The 14,076-nt window shown below is 70.9% G+C and carries 17 protein-coding genes and 1 tRNA gene; 6 read left to right on the forward strand and 12 right to left on the reverse strand.

Annotation, left to right across the window (positions count from 1 at the left end; genetic code table 11):
* Positions 1-9 precede the first annotated feature (9 nt).
* Positions 10-1,056: an LLM class F420-dependent oxidoreductase gene (locus tag ACGFWJ_RS01255; protein WP_392944019.1), complete on the reverse strand. Its 1,047-nt coding sequence runs from the start codon at positions 1,054-1,056 to the stop codon at positions 10-12.
* Positions 1,057-1,357: 301 nt separating this feature from the next.
* Between ACGFWJ_RS01255 and ACGFWJ_RS01260 the strand changes: the two genes are divergently transcribed.
* The 3 genes from ACGFWJ_RS01260 (at position 1,358) to ACGFWJ_RS01270 (ending at position 4,667) form a co-directional block, all read left to right on the forward strand.
* The gene (locus tag ACGFWJ_RS01260; RefSeq protein WP_392944021.1) at positions 1,358-1,549 is read left to right on the forward strand and encodes a hypothetical protein; all 192 of its coding nucleotides are present in this window, start codon (positions 1,358-1,360) and stop codon (positions 1,547-1,549) included.
* A gap of 125 nt (positions 1,550-1,674) precedes the next feature.
* Positions 1,675-2,652: an aldo/keto reductase gene (locus tag ACGFWJ_RS01265; RefSeq protein ID WP_392944023.1), complete on the forward strand. Its 978-nt coding sequence runs from the start codon at positions 1,675-1,677 to the stop codon at positions 2,650-2,652.
* 29 nt (positions 2,653-2,681) lie between these two features.
* Positions 2,682-4,667, forward strand: a complete 1,986-nt coding sequence (locus tag ACGFWJ_RS01270) for a helix-hairpin-helix domain-containing protein (RefSeq protein WP_392944025.1) — start codon at positions 2,682-2,684, stop codon at positions 4,665-4,667.
* A gap of 103 nt (positions 4,668-4,770) precedes the next feature.
* Here the strand turns inward: ACGFWJ_RS01270 and ACGFWJ_RS01275 are convergent, their stop codons facing one another.
* Entirely contained in the window at positions 4,771-5,373 is a 603-nt protein-coding gene (locus tag ACGFWJ_RS01275) for a hypothetical protein (RefSeq protein ID WP_387634076.1), read from the reverse strand.
* 330 nt (positions 5,374-5,703) lie between these two features.
* Here ACGFWJ_RS01275 and ACGFWJ_RS01280 point away from each other — a divergent pair, with 330 nt between their 5' ends.
* Positions 5,704-5,913: a DUF5703 family protein gene (locus ACGFWJ_RS01280; RefSeq protein ID WP_043912690.1), complete on the forward strand. Its 210-nt coding sequence runs from the start codon at positions 5,704-5,706 to the stop codon at positions 5,911-5,913.
* A gap of 99 nt (positions 5,914-6,012) precedes the next feature.
* Here ACGFWJ_RS01280 and ACGFWJ_RS01285 read toward each other — a convergent pair whose 3' ends face one another.
* The 3 genes from ACGFWJ_RS01285 to ACGFWJ_RS01295 all read right to left on the reverse strand — a co-directional run bounded on the left by ACGFWJ_RS01285 (position 6,013) and on the right by ACGFWJ_RS01295 (position 9,013).
* Complete coding sequence (locus ACGFWJ_RS01285) at positions 6,013-6,840, reverse strand: chaplin (protein ID WP_392944027.1); 828 nt, start codon at positions 6,838-6,840, stop codon at positions 6,013-6,015.
* Positions 6,841-7,206: 366 nt separating this feature from the next.
* The gene (locus ACGFWJ_RS01290; RefSeq protein WP_387634080.1) at positions 7,207-7,449 is read right to left on the reverse strand and encodes a chaplin; all 243 of its coding nucleotides are present in this window, start codon (positions 7,447-7,449) and stop codon (positions 7,207-7,209) included.
* 241 nt (positions 7,450-7,690) lie between these two features.
* On the reverse strand, positions 7,691-9,013 hold the full coding sequence (locus ACGFWJ_RS01295; protein WP_387634082.1) for a M20/M25/M40 family metallo-hydrolase: 1,323 nt from the start codon (positions 9,011-9,013) through the stop codon (positions 7,691-7,693).
* 245 nt (positions 9,014-9,258) lie between these two features.
* Between ACGFWJ_RS01295 and ACGFWJ_RS01300 the strand changes: the two genes are divergently transcribed.
* Positions 9,259-9,346, forward strand: a tRNA-Leu gene (locus ACGFWJ_RS01300).
* Between the two features lie 563 nt (positions 9,347-9,909).
* Here ACGFWJ_RS01300 and ACGFWJ_RS01305 read toward each other — a convergent pair.
* The 7 genes from ACGFWJ_RS01305 to ACGFWJ_RS01335 form a co-directional block, all read right to left on the reverse strand.
* Positions 9,910-10,362, reverse strand: coding sequence for a hypothetical protein (locus ACGFWJ_RS01305; protein WP_392944030.1), 453 nt, complete (start codon positions 10,360-10,362; stop codon positions 9,910-9,912).
* A 75-nt stretch (positions 10,363-10,437) separates the two neighbouring features.
* Complete coding sequence (locus tag ACGFWJ_RS01310; RefSeq protein WP_392944032.1) at positions 10,438-10,680, reverse strand: DUF397 domain-containing protein; 243 nt, start codon at positions 10,678-10,680, stop codon at positions 10,438-10,440.
* A gap of 82 nt (positions 10,681-10,762) precedes the next feature.
* Complete coding sequence (locus tag ACGFWJ_RS01315; protein ID WP_392944034.1) at positions 10,763-11,005, reverse strand: hypothetical protein; 243 nt, start codon at positions 11,003-11,005, stop codon at positions 10,763-10,765.
* Between the two features lie 279 nt (positions 11,006-11,284).
* Positions 11,285-12,121 carry a helix-turn-helix domain-containing protein gene (locus ACGFWJ_RS01320; RefSeq protein ID WP_392944036.1) on the reverse strand — a complete coding sequence of 279 codons (837 nt, stop codon included), beginning with the start codon at positions 12,119-12,121 and terminating at the stop codon, positions 11,285-11,287.
* The gene (locus ACGFWJ_RS01325; protein ID WP_392944038.1) at positions 12,114-12,632 is read right to left on the reverse strand and encodes a DUF6879 family protein; all 519 of its coding nucleotides are present in this window, start codon (positions 12,630-12,632) and stop codon (positions 12,114-12,116) included. The genes ACGFWJ_RS01320 and ACGFWJ_RS01325 overlap by 8 nt, the downstream gene beginning before the upstream one ends.
* The gene (locus ACGFWJ_RS01330) at positions 12,616-12,822 is read right to left on the reverse strand and encodes a hypothetical protein (protein ID WP_392944040.1); all 207 of its coding nucleotides are present in this window, start codon (positions 12,820-12,822) and stop codon (positions 12,616-12,618) included. The genes ACGFWJ_RS01325 and ACGFWJ_RS01330 overlap by 17 nt, the downstream gene beginning before the upstream one ends.
* A 165-nt stretch (positions 12,823-12,987) precedes the next feature.
* The gene (locus tag ACGFWJ_RS01335; RefSeq protein ID WP_392944042.1) at positions 12,988-13,584 is read right to left on the reverse strand and encodes a hypothetical protein; all 597 of its coding nucleotides are present in this window, start codon (positions 13,582-13,584) and stop codon (positions 12,988-12,990) included.
* A 130-nt stretch (positions 13,585-13,714) separates the two neighbouring features.
* Between ACGFWJ_RS01335 and ACGFWJ_RS01340 the strand changes: the two genes are divergently transcribed.
* A complete protein-coding gene (locus ACGFWJ_RS01340; RefSeq protein WP_392944044.1) occupies positions 13,715-14,017 on the forward strand; it encodes a hypothetical protein in 303 nt (100 codons plus the stop codon).
* The last annotated feature ends 59 nt before the right edge of the window (positions 14,018-14,076 follow it).

Below are 14,076 nucleotides of genomic sequence, written 5' to 3' on the forward strand. Positions count from 1 at the left end.
TCGGCTGCGTCAGGCGAGGCCGGCCCGCTCCAGGGCGTCAACTCCCGTGCGCAGGGCGGCGATCCGCTCGTCGAGCGTCCAGCCTGCGGGAGCAAGGGTCAAGGTGGTGACGCCGGCGGCGGCGTAGGCCTGCATGCGGTCGGCGATGCGGGCGGTGTCGCCGAGGAGGGCGGTGGCGTCGATGAAGTCGTGCGGGACCGCGGCCGCGGCGCCGGGCTTGTCGTGGGCGAGGTAGCGGGTCTGGACTTCGTCGGCGGCCTGCTCGAAGCCCATCCGGCGGGCGAGCTGGCTGTAGAAGTTCTTCTCCTTGCTGCCCATGCCGCCGAGGTAGAGGGCGGTGTAGTCGCGCAGGGTGTCGGCGGCGGCGTGGATGTCGTCGCCGACCGCGATGTTGACGGTGGGGCAGAGGTCGAAACCGTCCAGACCGAGGCCGGCCTTGGCACGGCCCGCGGCGAGGGCGTCCACGGAGAGGGCGGCGTGCTCGGGGGAGAAGAACAGGCCGAGCCAGCCGTCGGCGATCTCGCCGGTGAGTTCGAGGTTCTTCGGGCCCATCGAGGCGATGTAGAGGGGAATGTGCTCGCGCACCGGGTGGACGGTGAGCTTGAGGGCCTTGCCGGGCCCGCCGGGCAGCGGCAGCGTCCAGTTGGCGCCGTCGTGGACCAGCCGCTCGCGGGACATCGCCTTGCGGATGATCTCCACGTACTCGCGGGTGCGGGCCAGCGGCTTGTCGAACCTGACGCCGTACCAGCCCTCGGAGACCTGCGGGCCGGAGACGCCGAGGCCGAGCCGGAAGCGGCCGCCGGAGAGGGTGTCGAGGGTGGCGGCGGTCATCGCGGTCATCGCGGGGGTGCGGGCCGGGATCTGGAAGATCGCGGAGCCGACGTCGATCCGTTCGGTCTTCGCGGCGACGTACGACAGCACGGTGGCGGCGTCCGAGCCGTACGCCTCGGCGGCCCAGCAGACCGCGTAGCCGAGGCGGTCCGCCTCCTGGGCGACGGCGATGTTGTCGGCGTCCAGGCCGAGTCCCCAGTAGCCGAGGTTGATCCCGAGTCGCATGTGCCCACTGCCTTCCGGTCCAGGTGGTGCGGTGAGAGTAGCCCCCGTGTCGGCGGTCACACTACTGGCCGGTAGCCACGTTGTCCCCCACACCGCCCTGAACTGCTGCCCGGATGCCCAAGAAGCGACCACCTGCCCCGACCTTCGCCGCCCTGGTGGCGGCCATGCCCGCACCGCCGGAGGAGCAGCCCGAGGTCTCCTGCCACCCGATGCCCGTCGCCGACGGCTGCCACTGGCGTCTCACCCGGGCGGGCCGCTGGACCCCCGCCGGGCCAAGCGGCTCGCCGTCACCGCCGACCGGATGGCGATGGACGTGGCCTACGACGACCGGGCCGGGCAGTGGCTCCCCCGCTTCCTCCCGGCGGACGAGCGCCCGGCCGCCCGGCTGGCGGCGCGGGCCCGGTTCGGCGCCGCCGAGCTGCCCATCCACGAAACGTACGAGTTCACCGACGACCACGGCCGCGTCCTGCTGTTCGTCGAGACGTACTGCTGAGCCTGTCGGCCGGGCGGGTCGTCCCGGGCGGCAACCGGTTTCGCCGCTACTCTCACGCACGTGGGGGCCACCGCCCCCGACCTGCGCCGTCGCGGGTGGCGCAGCAGGGTTGACGGAGGGACGCGATGCAACAGCGACAGCTCGGGCGCACCGGTCTGCGGGTCTCCCGGCTCGGCCTGGGCACCCTCACCTGGGGCCGGGACACCGACGAGCAGGAGGCCGCCGAGCAGTTGAAGGCCTTCGTGGACGCCGGCGGCACCCTGGTGGACACCGCCGACGTCTACGCCGACGGCGGCGCCGAGTACCTGCTGTCCCGGCTGACCGACGGCCTCGTCCCGCGCTCCGAGCTGGTGATCGCCACCAAGGCCGGCCTGCTGCCCGGCTCCGGGCGCCACAACAGCTCCCGCGGCCACCTGCTGAACGCCCTGGACGCCTCGCTGCGCCGCCTCGGCACCGACCACGTCGACCTGTGGCAGGTGCACGCGTACGACCCGGCGACGCCCACCGAGGAGACCCTGCACGCGCTCGACCTGGCGGTCTCCTCCGGCCGGGCCCGGTACGCCGGGGTGTGCCAGTACAGCGGCTGGCAGCTCGCCAAGTCCGCGGCCTGGCAGCGCGCTTCGCCCGGCCGCGCCCCGCTGGCCGCCGTCCAGCTCGAGTACTCGCTGCTCCAGCGCGGTATCGAACGCGAGGCGCTGCCCGCCGCGCTGGACGCCGGGGTGGGCCTGCTGGCCGCCTCGCCGCTCGGCCGGGGCGTGCTCACCGGCAAGTACCGGCACGGTGTGCCGGCGGAGTCGCGCGGCGCCGGCCAGCACCCCGCCGGGCCGGTCAAGCCGTACCTGGGCGAGACGTCCCGCCGGATCGTCGACGCACTGGCGACCGCCGCCGACGGTCTGGCCTCCACGCCGCTGAAGGTCGCGCTCGCCTGGGTCCGCGACCGCCCCGGCGTGTCGGCCGCCCTGCTGGGGGCCCGCACCGCCGCCCAGCTGCAGTCCTCACTGTCGGTGGAGGCCCTTACGCTTCCGAGTGAGATCCGCGCTGCCCTGGACGACGTGTCGGCCCCGGTGCACCGCTACCCGGACCAGGGCTGGACGGAGCTGTAGCCGTCCGGCCCGCTGAAGGAGCCTTCCGCATGACCACCCCCGAGGAGAGCCCGGCCCCGGCCGCCGAGCAGCACGCCGGTACCGTCGCCGCCCTCGCCGAAGCGATCCGGGCCGTCGGCCGGAGCGGCTCGGGCAGCCCTGACGAGCCGTCCGCCCCCGGCTCGTCCGCCGCGCCGCGCGCCGACGGCCCGACCGCCGACGCCCAGCGGCGGGCCGCGCTGACGGCCGTCGCCGAGGTGCTGGCGGCCGGCGGCGCGCCCGCGCAGCTCGCCCCCGCCGCGGTCGCCGCGCTCGGTGAGGACGCGGCCGAGCAGCTGCGCGAGGACCCGTGGGCGGTGCTCTCGCTGCCCGGCGTCCGCCCCGAGCACGCCGACGGCTTCGCCCGCGGGCTGCTCGGCCCGAAGGCGCAGCCCGGCGACCCGCGGCGCGCCCAGGCGCTGGTGGCCTGGCTGCTGGAGCAGGCCGCGCTGCGCGGGCACTCCGCGCAGGAGCTCGGCGAGGTCTCCGAGGCGCTGCGCGCCCAGCACGTCCCCGACCCGGCGGGCGCGCTCCAGGCGGTGCTGGAGGACGGACGGGTGATGCCGTTCCAGGAGGAACTGCCGATGCCGCCCGGCAGCCACGACGAGGACGAGGAGCCGCCCGTCCGCACCCTGCTCGCCCTGGAGCGCCTGGCGCTGGCGGAGGAGAGCCTCGGCGAGGGCCTGGTCCGGCTGCTGTCCACCTTCGCGCCGGGCGAGGACACGGACGAGTTCGCGCCGGACGAGGAGCCGGTCGAGGACGCTGCCGAGGAGACCGTCGAGGAGGGCGCGGCTGCGGAAGCCCCTGTGCAGCAGCCCGGCCCGGCCGCGTGGGAGGCGGCGGCCGAGGCCGCGCCGTCGCGGTCGGCGCAGGAGCTGGTGCGCAACGCCGCCGGGTCCGGTCTGGTGCTGCACACCGGCGGCGAGTCGGCCCGCGCCGAACCGGCCGCGCTGCTGCACGCCGCCGCCGGGCTCGGCCTGCGGGCCTGGGCGGCGACCTGGACGGGTCAGGGCCGCGACGCGCTGGCCGCGCTGCTCCCCGAGGGCTCCCCCGCCGCCGACCGGATCGGCACCCTGGCCGAACTGCTGTACGGCGAGCGGCTCCCGCGCGCGGTGGACGGCACCCTGCCGCTGGACGTGCTGGTGGTGCTGGACGCCCCGCTGCTCGACGTGGAGACCGCCGCCACCCTGCTGGAGGCGCTCGCGGACGGCACCCGGCTGGTGCTGTCCGGCGACCCGGGCGGCCTGTGGTCGGCCGGCCCGGGCCGGTTCTTCGCCGACCTGCTGGCCGCCAAGGCGTGCCCGGCGGTGGCCTCCCGCACGCCGGACTTCGGGCCGATCGGCGAGCTGGTCTCGGGCATCGGCATCGGCGAGCTCCAGCCGGTGGACGCCCCCGACAAGGAGGTGGTGATCCTCACCGCCAAGGACGGCGGCGAGGCCGTGCACCGCGCCGTGCAGCTGCTCACCGACTCCATTCCGCGCGCCCTGTCGATCCCGTCCGAGCAGACGGTGCTGCTGACGCCTGGCCACGGCGGCCCGGCCGGCACCCGGGCGCTGAACGCCGCCGCGAAGGCCAGATTGAACCCCGGCCCGGGCCGGTTCGGCGGCTTCGACCCGGGCGACCGGGTGGTGCACTCCCCCGCGCTGGGCGTCAACCTGCCCGGGCGGGTGCTGGACGGCGACGCCGCCGGCCTGCACCTGGAGCTGGCTGACGGCGGGCGGCTGACGCTCTCCCCGCAGCAGGCCGCGAAGCTGCGCCACGGCTGGGCGATGACGGCCCATCAGGCGGTCGGCCGGCGCTGGCCGGCGGTGGTCGTGGTACTGCCGGAGGACGCGGCCGGGCAGCTGACCAGGCAGTGGGTGTACACGGCGTTCGGCCGGGCCGAGCGGCACCTGTCGGTGGTCCACGCGGCGGGCCCGGCGCTCGCCCAGGCGGTCGCCGACCGCCCCGCCGCCGACCGCACCACCCGCCTGCGGTCGGTCCTCGCCGACCAGTAGGAAGCCGCTGCAGGAAGCCGCCGGGTGGACGGCGAAGGGCCCGGGCCGCCGATGCGTCCCGGGCCCTTCGCCCTCGGAGTTCCCGGGTCGGGCGGGTGGTCCGTCAGTCGTCCAGCTCGTCGTCGTAGACCTCGCTGACGTCGAAGCGGCAGATCAGCAGCTCCGGGTCGGCGCCGTCGAACGGCTCGGGGAGCCACTCGCCGGGCTCGGCAGGGTCGGTGGCCGACACCCACAGCGTGGAGTCGCCCTCCTCCAGGCCGAACTCCTCGGCCCGGGCGGCGATCTCGTCCGGCTCGTACTCGCCGAACAGCACGCCGATCGCCGCGGTCACCTCGGCCTCGCTGCCCCCGCCGGGGGTGAGCGCCTCGTCGACCCGTTCGGCCTGGGCACGCAGGCGCTTCGGGTCGGTGATCAGGTAGTCGCGGCGGATCAGCACGCTGATCGCCTCGGGCTGTTCGGGGCCCTGGTAACCCGTCCCGGACTCGTCGCCCGGGATCTCGAAGGGGGTGACCTCGTCGTAGACCTCGTAAAGGATCTGGTCGTAGGCAATGGCGGCCGCCGCGAGCTCCTCGTAGGCGTGCACGACGACCGGATCCCCGGGCTCGGTGGAGCTGGAGACGGCCTGCAGGTGGCGGTCGATAGCGGCCTTGACCGCCTCTGCGGCGGCCCGTACCTCGGTGATGGTCAGCTGCGCGGCATCAGACATGGTGCAGACGCTATATCCACCTGGCGACGACACGCACAGCGGTTGTCACCTACGGCCCTGAAAATCAGGCAAGTTCACCCTGGATGTCCGTTCCGCCCCTTTCTGTCACCGCGCTTCACGAGGGCGCTCCGGCCCTGTTGGGGACTCCTCGGCCGCGCATCAGCGCGGCCCGGGGCGGGTATCCCTACCGGAGGGGAAAACTGATTGACGGTCAGCTCCGGCCCGGGCAAGGCTCGTCCTGCCGCCCGGGGCGGTAAGGACCCGAACCGGCCACCGGCCGGCGGCGCGCCGTAGGCTTGCAGGCAGCACAGCAGCGGAGGAAAAGTCTTGATCCCTACCAAACCGGTCCGGCTTCCGGAGTACGAGTACCAGTCGCTTCGTCTGCCGCGCGGCACGTCCCGCAACGCCGCGCGTCAACTGCTCACCGACCACGCCGAGTACGGGCAGTGGGAGCTCGACCGGCTCCGGCTGTATCCCGACGGCAGCCGGACGGTCCGACTGAAGCGGCGCATCATCCGGCAGGTCCGCTCCACCTGGTAGCGCGCATGCCCGCGCCCGGGCCGCCCCGTCGAATCGTGCGACGGGGCGGCCCGGGCGCGGGTGTTCCGGCGTCGACCGCCGGGGCCGGGCGGGTTTGTTCTAGCGGCGGGCGAGGACCCGGGAGCGGCGGTACAGCACGCCGCCGCCGAGCAGCAGCAGGATGCCGGCCGGGGCCAGGATCTCCAGGCCGGAGGCGCCCGTGGAGGCAAGCTGCTGGCCGGTGTTGTCCGCGGCGGCCCGGACCTCGCCGCCCGCGTGGTGGGTGGCCGGCGGGGTGGTGCGCTCCGTCACGGGCGGGGTCACGGGCGGGGTCACGGGCGGAGTGACGGGCGGGGTGACCGGTGGCGTGCACTCGCCGCTCGGCGGGGTGCAGCCCGGCGGCGGCGTCTCGACGACCGGGGTGGGGGGCACGACGGGCGGCGCGACCTGGTTGCCGCAGTTGTTGCCGAACGCCGGGTTGCCGAGGCCCACCACGTCGATCGTGTTGCCGCACGCGTTGACCGGCACGTCGACCGGCACCTGCGCCTGGTTCCCCGAGCCGACGCCCGGCGAGTTCGTGGCCGTCCCACCGGCCGAGGCGCCCGTCCCGGACGTCCCCGAGCCGCCGGTGGATCCCGAACCGCCGGCGGATCCCGAACCGCCGTTGTTCGAGCCGGTGGAGCCGGTGCCGGCCGTGCCGGAGCCGCTGTGGTTCGCGCAGTTGTTGCCGTAGGCCGGGTTGAGCAGGCCGATCACGTTGAGGGTGTTTCCGCACGCGTTCACGGGGAGCTCCACAGGGACCTGCACCGCGTTCCCCGAGCCGACGCCCGGCGAGTTCGCGGCCACGCCGTGGGCGTCGGCAGTGGCGTGGGCGTAGCCCGCGGTCGAGGCCAGCACGCTGCCGGTGGCCATGGCCGTGAGGAGGCCTTTCCTGGCGACCTGTCGCATTGACTCCCCTTGTTTTCTCTGTCCGGTGGACTGATGCCGGTGGATTGCTGAACCGACTTCCGATGACTTCGGCATTCCGTCAGCCGGGACCACTCATCGATCCGATAGTCGGAATTCCGTGCCGCAATTGCGGCAGCACTACGTTCAACGACCCTCGGTGGTGAAGGTTGAGCCAGTTGCAGTCGGTTCATCCGATCGAGTGAGGTCTCCGGTATTCCGGGAACCGCGACGTTCACCCGCACGAGGAGCCGCCGAACAACCCCGGACACGCGTCCGCCCCCGTACGGCGCAGAAGCCGTACGGGGGCGGGAGTTCAGGGCGTCGGTCGCCCCGTCGTTCGTCGACGGAACGCCGTCAGCAATCCCTTCAGAAGTTCGCGCAGCCGTTGCCGAACGCCGGGTTGAGCAGGCCGATCACGTTGATCGTGTTGCCGCAGACGTTGACGGGGACGTGCACCGGGATCTGGATCAGGTTGCCGGAGAGCACGCCCGGGGAGCCGACCGCGGAGCCTTCCGCGTGCGCCCCGCCGTGCGCCGAGGCGACACCCGCGCCGGCGAGCACCAGACCACCGGTGGCGGCGGCGACGGCAGCGATCTTCTTGACCTTCATCTGACTGTTCCTCCTGGTCGTTTCCAGCCCGTTCCCCCGGGCTGCACACGGAAGAACGAAGGCCCGGCACCCGGGATGCGGGGCCGGGCCGACATTCACCCGTTGAAGTGATCAAGCGAACAGCTGATCGGCATTTCTCACGCTCGACTGCTTCTCATATTTTCCGGGATTTCCGGCGCCCTCACGTGCCCTCACGTGCCGTTACGTGCCCTCACATGCCGTTACGTGCCGTCGCGTGCCGTCAGGCCAGGTCGATGAAGCGGTCCAGCACCCGGACGCCGAACTTCAGGCCGTCCACCGGCACCCGCTCGTCCACGCCGTGGAACATGCCGGCGAAGTCCAGGTCCGGCGGGAGCTGGAGCGGGGCGAAGCCGAAGCAGCGGATGCCCAGGTCCTGGAAGGACTTGGCGTCGGTGCCGCCCGACAGGCAGTACGGGACGGCCCGGGCGATCGGGTCCTCGGCGCGCAGCGCGGTCTGCATGGCCTCGACCAGGGCGCCGTCGAAGCTGGTCTCCAGCGCCTTGTCGTAGTGCAGGCTCTCCCGCTTGACGCGCGGGCCGAGCACGCTGTCCAGCTCGGCCAGGAACTCCTCCTCGTAGCCGGGCAGGAAGCGGCCGTCCACGTGAGCGGTGGCCTGGCCGGGGATCACGTTCACCTTGTAGCCGGCGCCGAGCATGGTGGGCTGGGCGGTGTTGCGCAGGGTGGTGCCGATCATCTTGGAGATGCCGCCGAGCACCCGGAGCGTCTCGTCCATGTCGTCCGGGTCGAGCCGGACGCCGAGCGCGTCGGAGAGCTCGTCCAGGAACGCCCGGACGGTCTTGGTGATGCGCAGCGGGAACTGGTGCCGGCCGAGCCGGGCCACCGCCTCGCACAGCTCGGTGATGGCGTTGTCGTCGTTCTCCATCGAGCCGTGCCCGGCGCGGCCCTCGACGGTCAGGCGCATCCAGTGCATGCCCTTCTCCGCCGTCTCGATCAGGTACAGCCGGGCCTGGTCGTTCACGGTGAAGGAGAAGCCGCCGACCTCGCCGATCGCCTCGGTGACGCCCTCGAACAGCTCGGGGTGACGGTCCACCAGGAAGCGGGCGCCGTAGGTGCCGCCGGCCTCCTCGTCGGCGAGGAACGCCAGCACCAGGTCGCGCGGGGGCTTGCGGCCGGTGCGCAGCCGGTCGCGGACCACCGCGAGGGTCATCGCGTCCATGTCCTTCATGTCGACCGCGCCGCGGCCCCACACGCAGCCGTCGGTGATCTCGCCGGAGAACGGGTGGACCGTCCAGTCGGCGGCGTTGGCGGGCACCACGTCGGTGTGGCCGTGGATCAGCAGCCCGGGACGGGAGCGGTCCTCGCCCTCGATCCGCACCACGGTGGAGGCGCGGCCCTTCGCCGATTCGAAGATCTGCGGTTCCAGCCCGAACTCGGCGAGCTGCTCGGCGACGTACTCGGCCGCCTTCCGCTCCCCCGGGCCCGAGCCGTCGCCGTAATTGCTGGTGTCGATACGGATCAGGTCACGGCAGATCTCGGCGACCTCCGACTCGGCCGTCACCGCGCGCTCGCTGCCCACACTCATCGCTCCCACCTAACCTCGGCCCGCCCGGCGCGGCTGCGGCCCGCGCCGCCCCGGCCCGGCCGGGAGCCGCGGGCGCCATCCCGCCATCCTCCCCCAGCACCCGCCCCACCCCAAGGGTGCGGCCCCGGACACCCCCGCTTTCGAAGCCCGGCCCACCCCACCGCCCCCGGTTTTGGGTCTACCAGGCGATCTTTGCTACTGTTGTCCATGTCGCCGCGGGGAACGCCCCGCGAAGACAACACCTAGTCCGGGTGGCGGAATGGCAGACGCGCTAGCTTGAGGTGCTAGTGCCCTTTATCGGGCGTGGGGGTTCAAGTCCCCCCTCGGACACCAGCAGGAACCCCAGTTGATCTGGGGTTTTTTGCGTTTCCGGGCCGTGGCGTGACCAACCACGTGACCAACAGCCCACCGAATCCGCTGCTGGACCAGGGAAGACAGGCCGATCCGGTCGGCATTGCTCGCGGCCAGCTTGTGGGCCCCGTCCTTACGACTGTGCCCGTACCGGGCCATCGTGCAGCCCGGCGAGTGGTGCCGGACGTTCGCCGGCGCCTCTACAGGGCTCTCCCCCGGTCCGGGCCCTGCCCGGTGTCACAGTCACGCTCGACCGCTCCGGCCTGGGCCGCCCGGCCACCGTCTACACCCTCACCACGGCCAACGATTCCCGTCACGCTCCGCTCAGCCGGCCAAATGCCCACAGTGACAAGAACCGACCCGCGCGCGTCGTCCGCATGGACGCCTACCGACCCGCCAAGACCACTCCGGCCCGAGTCCCGGTACCCGCAACCCCCGCTGCACCAAATCCCTTCCGCGCACTTCTGTGACGGACAGACAAACAAACGAACGCCCCGGCCATATCGGCCGGGGCGTTCTTTCGTTGGTTCTCAGCCGTCAACGGCTCACAGGCCGATCGGGCACGGCACCACGGGCCCGTGTACGCCACGAGGCGGACAGGACACACAGGCCCGGTAGACAACCGCACCGGAGGGCAGCCACAGGGACCACACCACATCACTTCCCTGGTCCAACTGATCTTCCGCCCCGTCCCTGCGCACCGCCGTAGACAGATAGTCGGCCGCCTCAGCGCCGGACGTCCGCCATTCCTCGGCCAACCAGTCAGCCGCCTCCTTGGGCAGCTGAAAGGTCTCGTGCGGCCGAACCGGCTTGAGCAACCAGTGATGCACCATCAGCGGTGGCCGGTCGTCATGCCGGAACAGGAGTACGGGCCGCTTCCGCTCTGCGATGCTCGGGTGCTTCGGATCGAATTCCGGATGCTCGGGCCGCCGCCCTTCCTCGCTCGCAAGGTCCTGGCCCCGACCGGTCCACCGGTAGCCGTGAATGTGCTGCTGCACTGCGCCTCTCCTCGGGGAAGGGTGAGCCCCAGCCGGCCGAAGCGGGGGTGTGGCCGACCGGGGCTGTCTCGGCGGTTAGACCGACAGGCCGAACCGGGCCGGGTCGATTCCGGCGGCGCTCAGCTCGTCGGCGGTGAAGAGCAGCGGCTCACGGTCGGGCCGCTTGCTGTCGCCCAGCGCGTACGCGCCCGGAGAATCGGGGATCGGGGCGAGCGTCACGCACGTCTCGGTGTCGTCCCCGCCACCCTGGTTGCCGCCGCAGGCACGACGGAACTCCAGCGTTCCGATCGGGAGTTCGTACAGGTCGATGCGCTCCACAGTGCTACCTCCTGTGTACGTGGCCGAAGACGGCCGATCTCCACCCGAGAACCGGGCGGAAGTCTTGAGGGATGCCCAGTGCTCAGAGCCACTGATCGGGCTGCACGTCGGTGTAGTCGCTGAACGTGCGCCGGTGGCGGGTGCGTGTCGTGTCCCGGGTGTGCTCAGCAATCCACTTCTCGACCGGCGTGGGGTCGAGGTGTTCCCCGGACACCGATCCACAGTCGGTGTCCTCGCCCGCGACGCACGTTGCCTCGTAGGTCGGAGCGGCTGTCTCGTCGCTGGACATCGTGTAGTTCCGGAAGCGGAACACAGCGCGGGTCATGCCGCGCACTCCTGTGGGCCGTGCTCCTCGTCGCGGTGGCGACGCTCCATCACCCGCACATCGGACAGTCGCGAGCGGTCAACCGTCAGTACCGCGGCCTGGGCCTGTTCAGCCAGCCGTGCACATTTGGCACATCCCTTGTTCGTTGTGCGGCTGGGCCGCCTCTCGTCCGGCTTTGTGACAGGCATTCCGTGGCTCCCCGTGGCTCTCAGATTCATCGGGCGAGCCACCAAATTAGGGGAGCTTCGGAGTCACGTACAACAATATTCCCGATTTCGACTAGACATTTTGACGGAACCTGTCAGCCCAGCTCGAAATCGTCTCGCGGGCCTCGTCTCCCCAGAGTGCAAACTGCTCGTACACTTGAAACTCGCTCAGATACTCATCAATGTCCCTCGCATCCCTAAAGACAAGGGCGCCGGTGGACACTTCAACCGTCGCAAGCTCACGGCCGTACACGGTGAATACGTTGAGTGGGCCCCACGGAAGGTGCCCAGACAACGGGATCACCCCGAGACTGACACTAGGAAGTCGAGATACCGAGACGAGCCGGTCAAGCTGCATTGCCATGGCCTGAGCCGGCACAAGCGGCCAACGGCATGCCTGTTCGGTCAGAATGAAGGTGAACCTTTTCGCCGGATCGTAAAGGACAGCCTGTCTTTCCAGCTTCTTGCTGATCGCCTTCGAGTGGTCGCCCGGGTACATGGCTAGGCTCGCCGCGATGTAGTCCGGCGTGGCGAGGAGTCCTGTGATCATCGTCGGCAGGAAGTACCGGAGTTCGACCGAAGTCTTCTCAAGCGTCGCAAGCTCTACCTGCTTCTTCTCCAGCCCCTTCCGTCGCAGCGATCGCGCGTCCTGCCACTCGGTGTTGGCGATACGCGCAAGCGCCGTGACATGAGCGACCAGTTCCGGAGGTGCTTGCAGCGCTCTCAGGATCAGTTCCACGTCGACAAGCGAAGGGGTGGCCCGTCCGGTCTCAATCTTCGAAATCTTGGATTGAGACATGTGAACGCACTGAGCGAGCTGGACCCCGGAGAGTCCAGCTCGCTTTCGCAGCTCACGCAGTATTGCCGCCAGGTCAGCATTTGACTGCCCCAGCTCCTCAGGGTCAAGCAAGGCCCTTCACGTACTCCTCAAAGGGAACCGACTCCGTTAGGGCGGTTCTCTGGTATTCGACAAACTCGGCCGGATCGCCGCCATACACTTCCCGGCTGATTTGCGTCCCGTCGGCCTGGTAGTTCATGAGGACCACTTCCCTCTTGTCGAACATCCAGAAATCCGGGACGCCAACCAACGGATTGCTCCGGCCGGTAACATCCATGATCCGAATTTCTTCGCCCGCCATGGCGTGGGCCTCGTAGTACATGAACTCGTAGAGGAGGTAGTCCGAAAGAGGTCGTGTGACGATGTGCACGCGCCCCTTTGACTTCCCCTCTCGCCTTACTCGCCGGAGATCCTCGGTGTAGGAATTCGAGTGGGTGCGCGGGTCGATTCGCTCGCCTGCCTTGAAAGCGCGGATCTCCTCAGCTTCCTGCGGGACGTTGTAGGCGGGCAGGGTCTCAAGCCTCCACGCTTCCCTCTCGAAGTCGCGAAACCTGGCTGCCCACGCCTCACCATCCAAGAGCACGGAACGCCTCCCTCAGAGTCGCCTCCGGGATCTCCACCAGCCCCTCGCCGGTCGGCGGAGTGAACACCTCGGTGACGTCGCCCTGGATGACGAACGAGCCCCGCTCGGTCCGGTACACGTTCGGGCAATCGTTCTGGTTGCACTCCCCCGAGCCGTTGCCGGTGAGGCGCGTCAGTTCCTCGCGTGCCATCGTGCCCCCCTCCCTGTCGGCAAGGGACCTCCCCCGCCTCCCTGGAGACGCTAGGACGGACGCAAGGGGGCCGTCCATGCCGCAACGCAGATATTCCCGTATGCGACTAATGATCATGGTCTGGCCATGGGGTAGGCAACCCAGAAATGCGCCCCGCGGCCGGCGTCAGTCGCAGTTGTCGCAGATACCGGTGGCAGGAAGCTGGACGTGGCAGGACGGGCATACCGGCACCGGGTCGCGGAGAGCGGCAGCTGTGCGTCGGCGGGCGACGGTGTCCTGATAGCGGGGTGCCAGCGCCGGGCTCCCGCCGTCGGCAGGCAGTGCGGTGCAGTACGCGCGGTAGCACGCCAGCCGGGAGGTGGCGGCGTGGACCTCGCGGTCGTGCGCGTCCGCCGCGGCAGGCAGGCCGGCGACCTGCAGAACCTCGTTGTAGCCCTCCCCAACCATGCCGTCAGTACTGTGGACCACCAGCGCTGTCAGGGGCGGGTCCTCACGGCGGTGCGCCTCGTGGACGACTCCGCCGAGTACCCGCCCGATCCAGTTGTGCAGGAGCGCCCTGGTGCGAACACCGGATGCCTCCTGCACGGCTTCGCCGAGTTCCCGGTAGGTGATGACCGCGCGATACCTCCCCGCGACCTGGACCAGAACCGGATACGCCGCCGCACGCCACGCGGCCAGGGCTTCCGCATAGCCGACAGCCACGGCCGAGCCGTTCTCCACTCGCCAGTAGCCGAGCCGCTGTTCCCCGCCCTGTCGTTCCATGTCCCCACCCTGTCCAGGCCCCTCGTCCGTGCCCAAGAGGCTACGGGACGTCGGTCCGTCCATGCGGGGAAGTACGGGATAGGCCTCGCGGACGAAGGTCGCCGCCCCCCGGGCACCCGTCTCGGACACTATGGCGAAGCGGTACATCGCGGTACTGAGCGTCCTGGACGAACTGATCGAGAACGACGGCGACGTCTCCGATGCGCGTACCCGCCTCTCCGAACTGCAGGGGCCACTCCACCTACGCGGACCTGCGTTCGGGTGCGACCAGATTGCTGGAGACGGTCTCTACCTGGTGCTCTCCGAGCCGCCCGCCGAGGACTGGTCGGCCGACACCATCCGCGACATCTTCGACGTTCACGTCATCTGGCGCAGTCCGGACGGCTGGGGCGGGCGGGACACGGAGATCGCGCTTGGTTCCGCCGGGACGTGACCGGGACGGTGCGTGTCCCCCTCGGACACCGAGTGAAAGACCCCCAGGTTCCCCTGGGG

Source organism: Kitasatospora sp. NPDC048407 (assembly GCF_043200475.1).
GTDB lineage: Bacteria > Actinomycetota > Actinomycetes > Streptomycetales > Streptomycetaceae > Kitasatospora.

Coding starts and splice junctions, on each gene's coding strand:
- ACGFWJ_RS01255 (WP_392944019.1), bottom strand. CDS start 1,056: ATGCGACTCGGGATCAACCTCGGCTACTGGGGACTCGGCCTGGACGCC.
- ACGFWJ_RS01260 (WP_392944021.1), top strand. CDS start 1,358: ATGGCGATGGACGTGGCCTACGACGACCGGGCCGGGCAGTGGCTCCCC.
- ACGFWJ_RS01265 (WP_392944023.1), top strand. CDS start 1,675: ATGCAACAGCGACAGCTCGGGCGCACCGGTCTGCGGGTCTCCCGGCTC.
- ACGFWJ_RS01270 (WP_392944025.1), top strand. CDS start 2,682: ATGACCACCCCCGAGGAGAGCCCGGCCCCGGCCGCCGAGCAGCACGCC.
- ACGFWJ_RS01275 (WP_387634076.1), bottom strand. CDS start 5,373: ATGTCTGATGCCGCGCAGCTGACCATCACCGAGGTACGGGCCGCCGCA.
- ACGFWJ_RS01285 (WP_392944027.1), bottom strand. CDS start 6,840: ATGCGACAGGTCGCCAGGAAAGGCCTCCTCACGGCCATGGCCACCGGC.
- ACGFWJ_RS01290 (WP_387634080.1), bottom strand. CDS start 7,449: ATGAAGGTCAAGAAGATCGCTGCCGTCGCCGCCGCCACCGGTGGTCTG.
- ACGFWJ_RS01295 (WP_387634082.1), bottom strand. CDS start 9,013: ATGAGTGTGGGCAGCGAGCGCGCGGTGACGGCCGAGTCGGAGGTCGCC.
- ACGFWJ_RS01315 (WP_392944034.1), bottom strand. CDS start 11,005: ATGACCCGCGCTGTGTTCCGCTTCCGGAACTACACGATGTCCAGCGAC.
- ACGFWJ_RS01330 (WP_392944040.1), bottom strand. CDS start 12,822: ATGGCACGCGAGGAACTGACGCGCCTCACCGGCAACGGCTCGGGGGAG.
- ACGFWJ_RS01335 (WP_392944042.1), bottom strand. CDS start 13,584: ATGGAACGACAGGGCGGGGAACAGCGGCTCGGCTACTGGCGAGTGGAG.
- ACGFWJ_RS01340 (WP_392944044.1), top strand. CDS start 13,715: ATGGCGAAGCGGTACATCGCGGTACTGAGCGTCCTGGACGAACTGATC.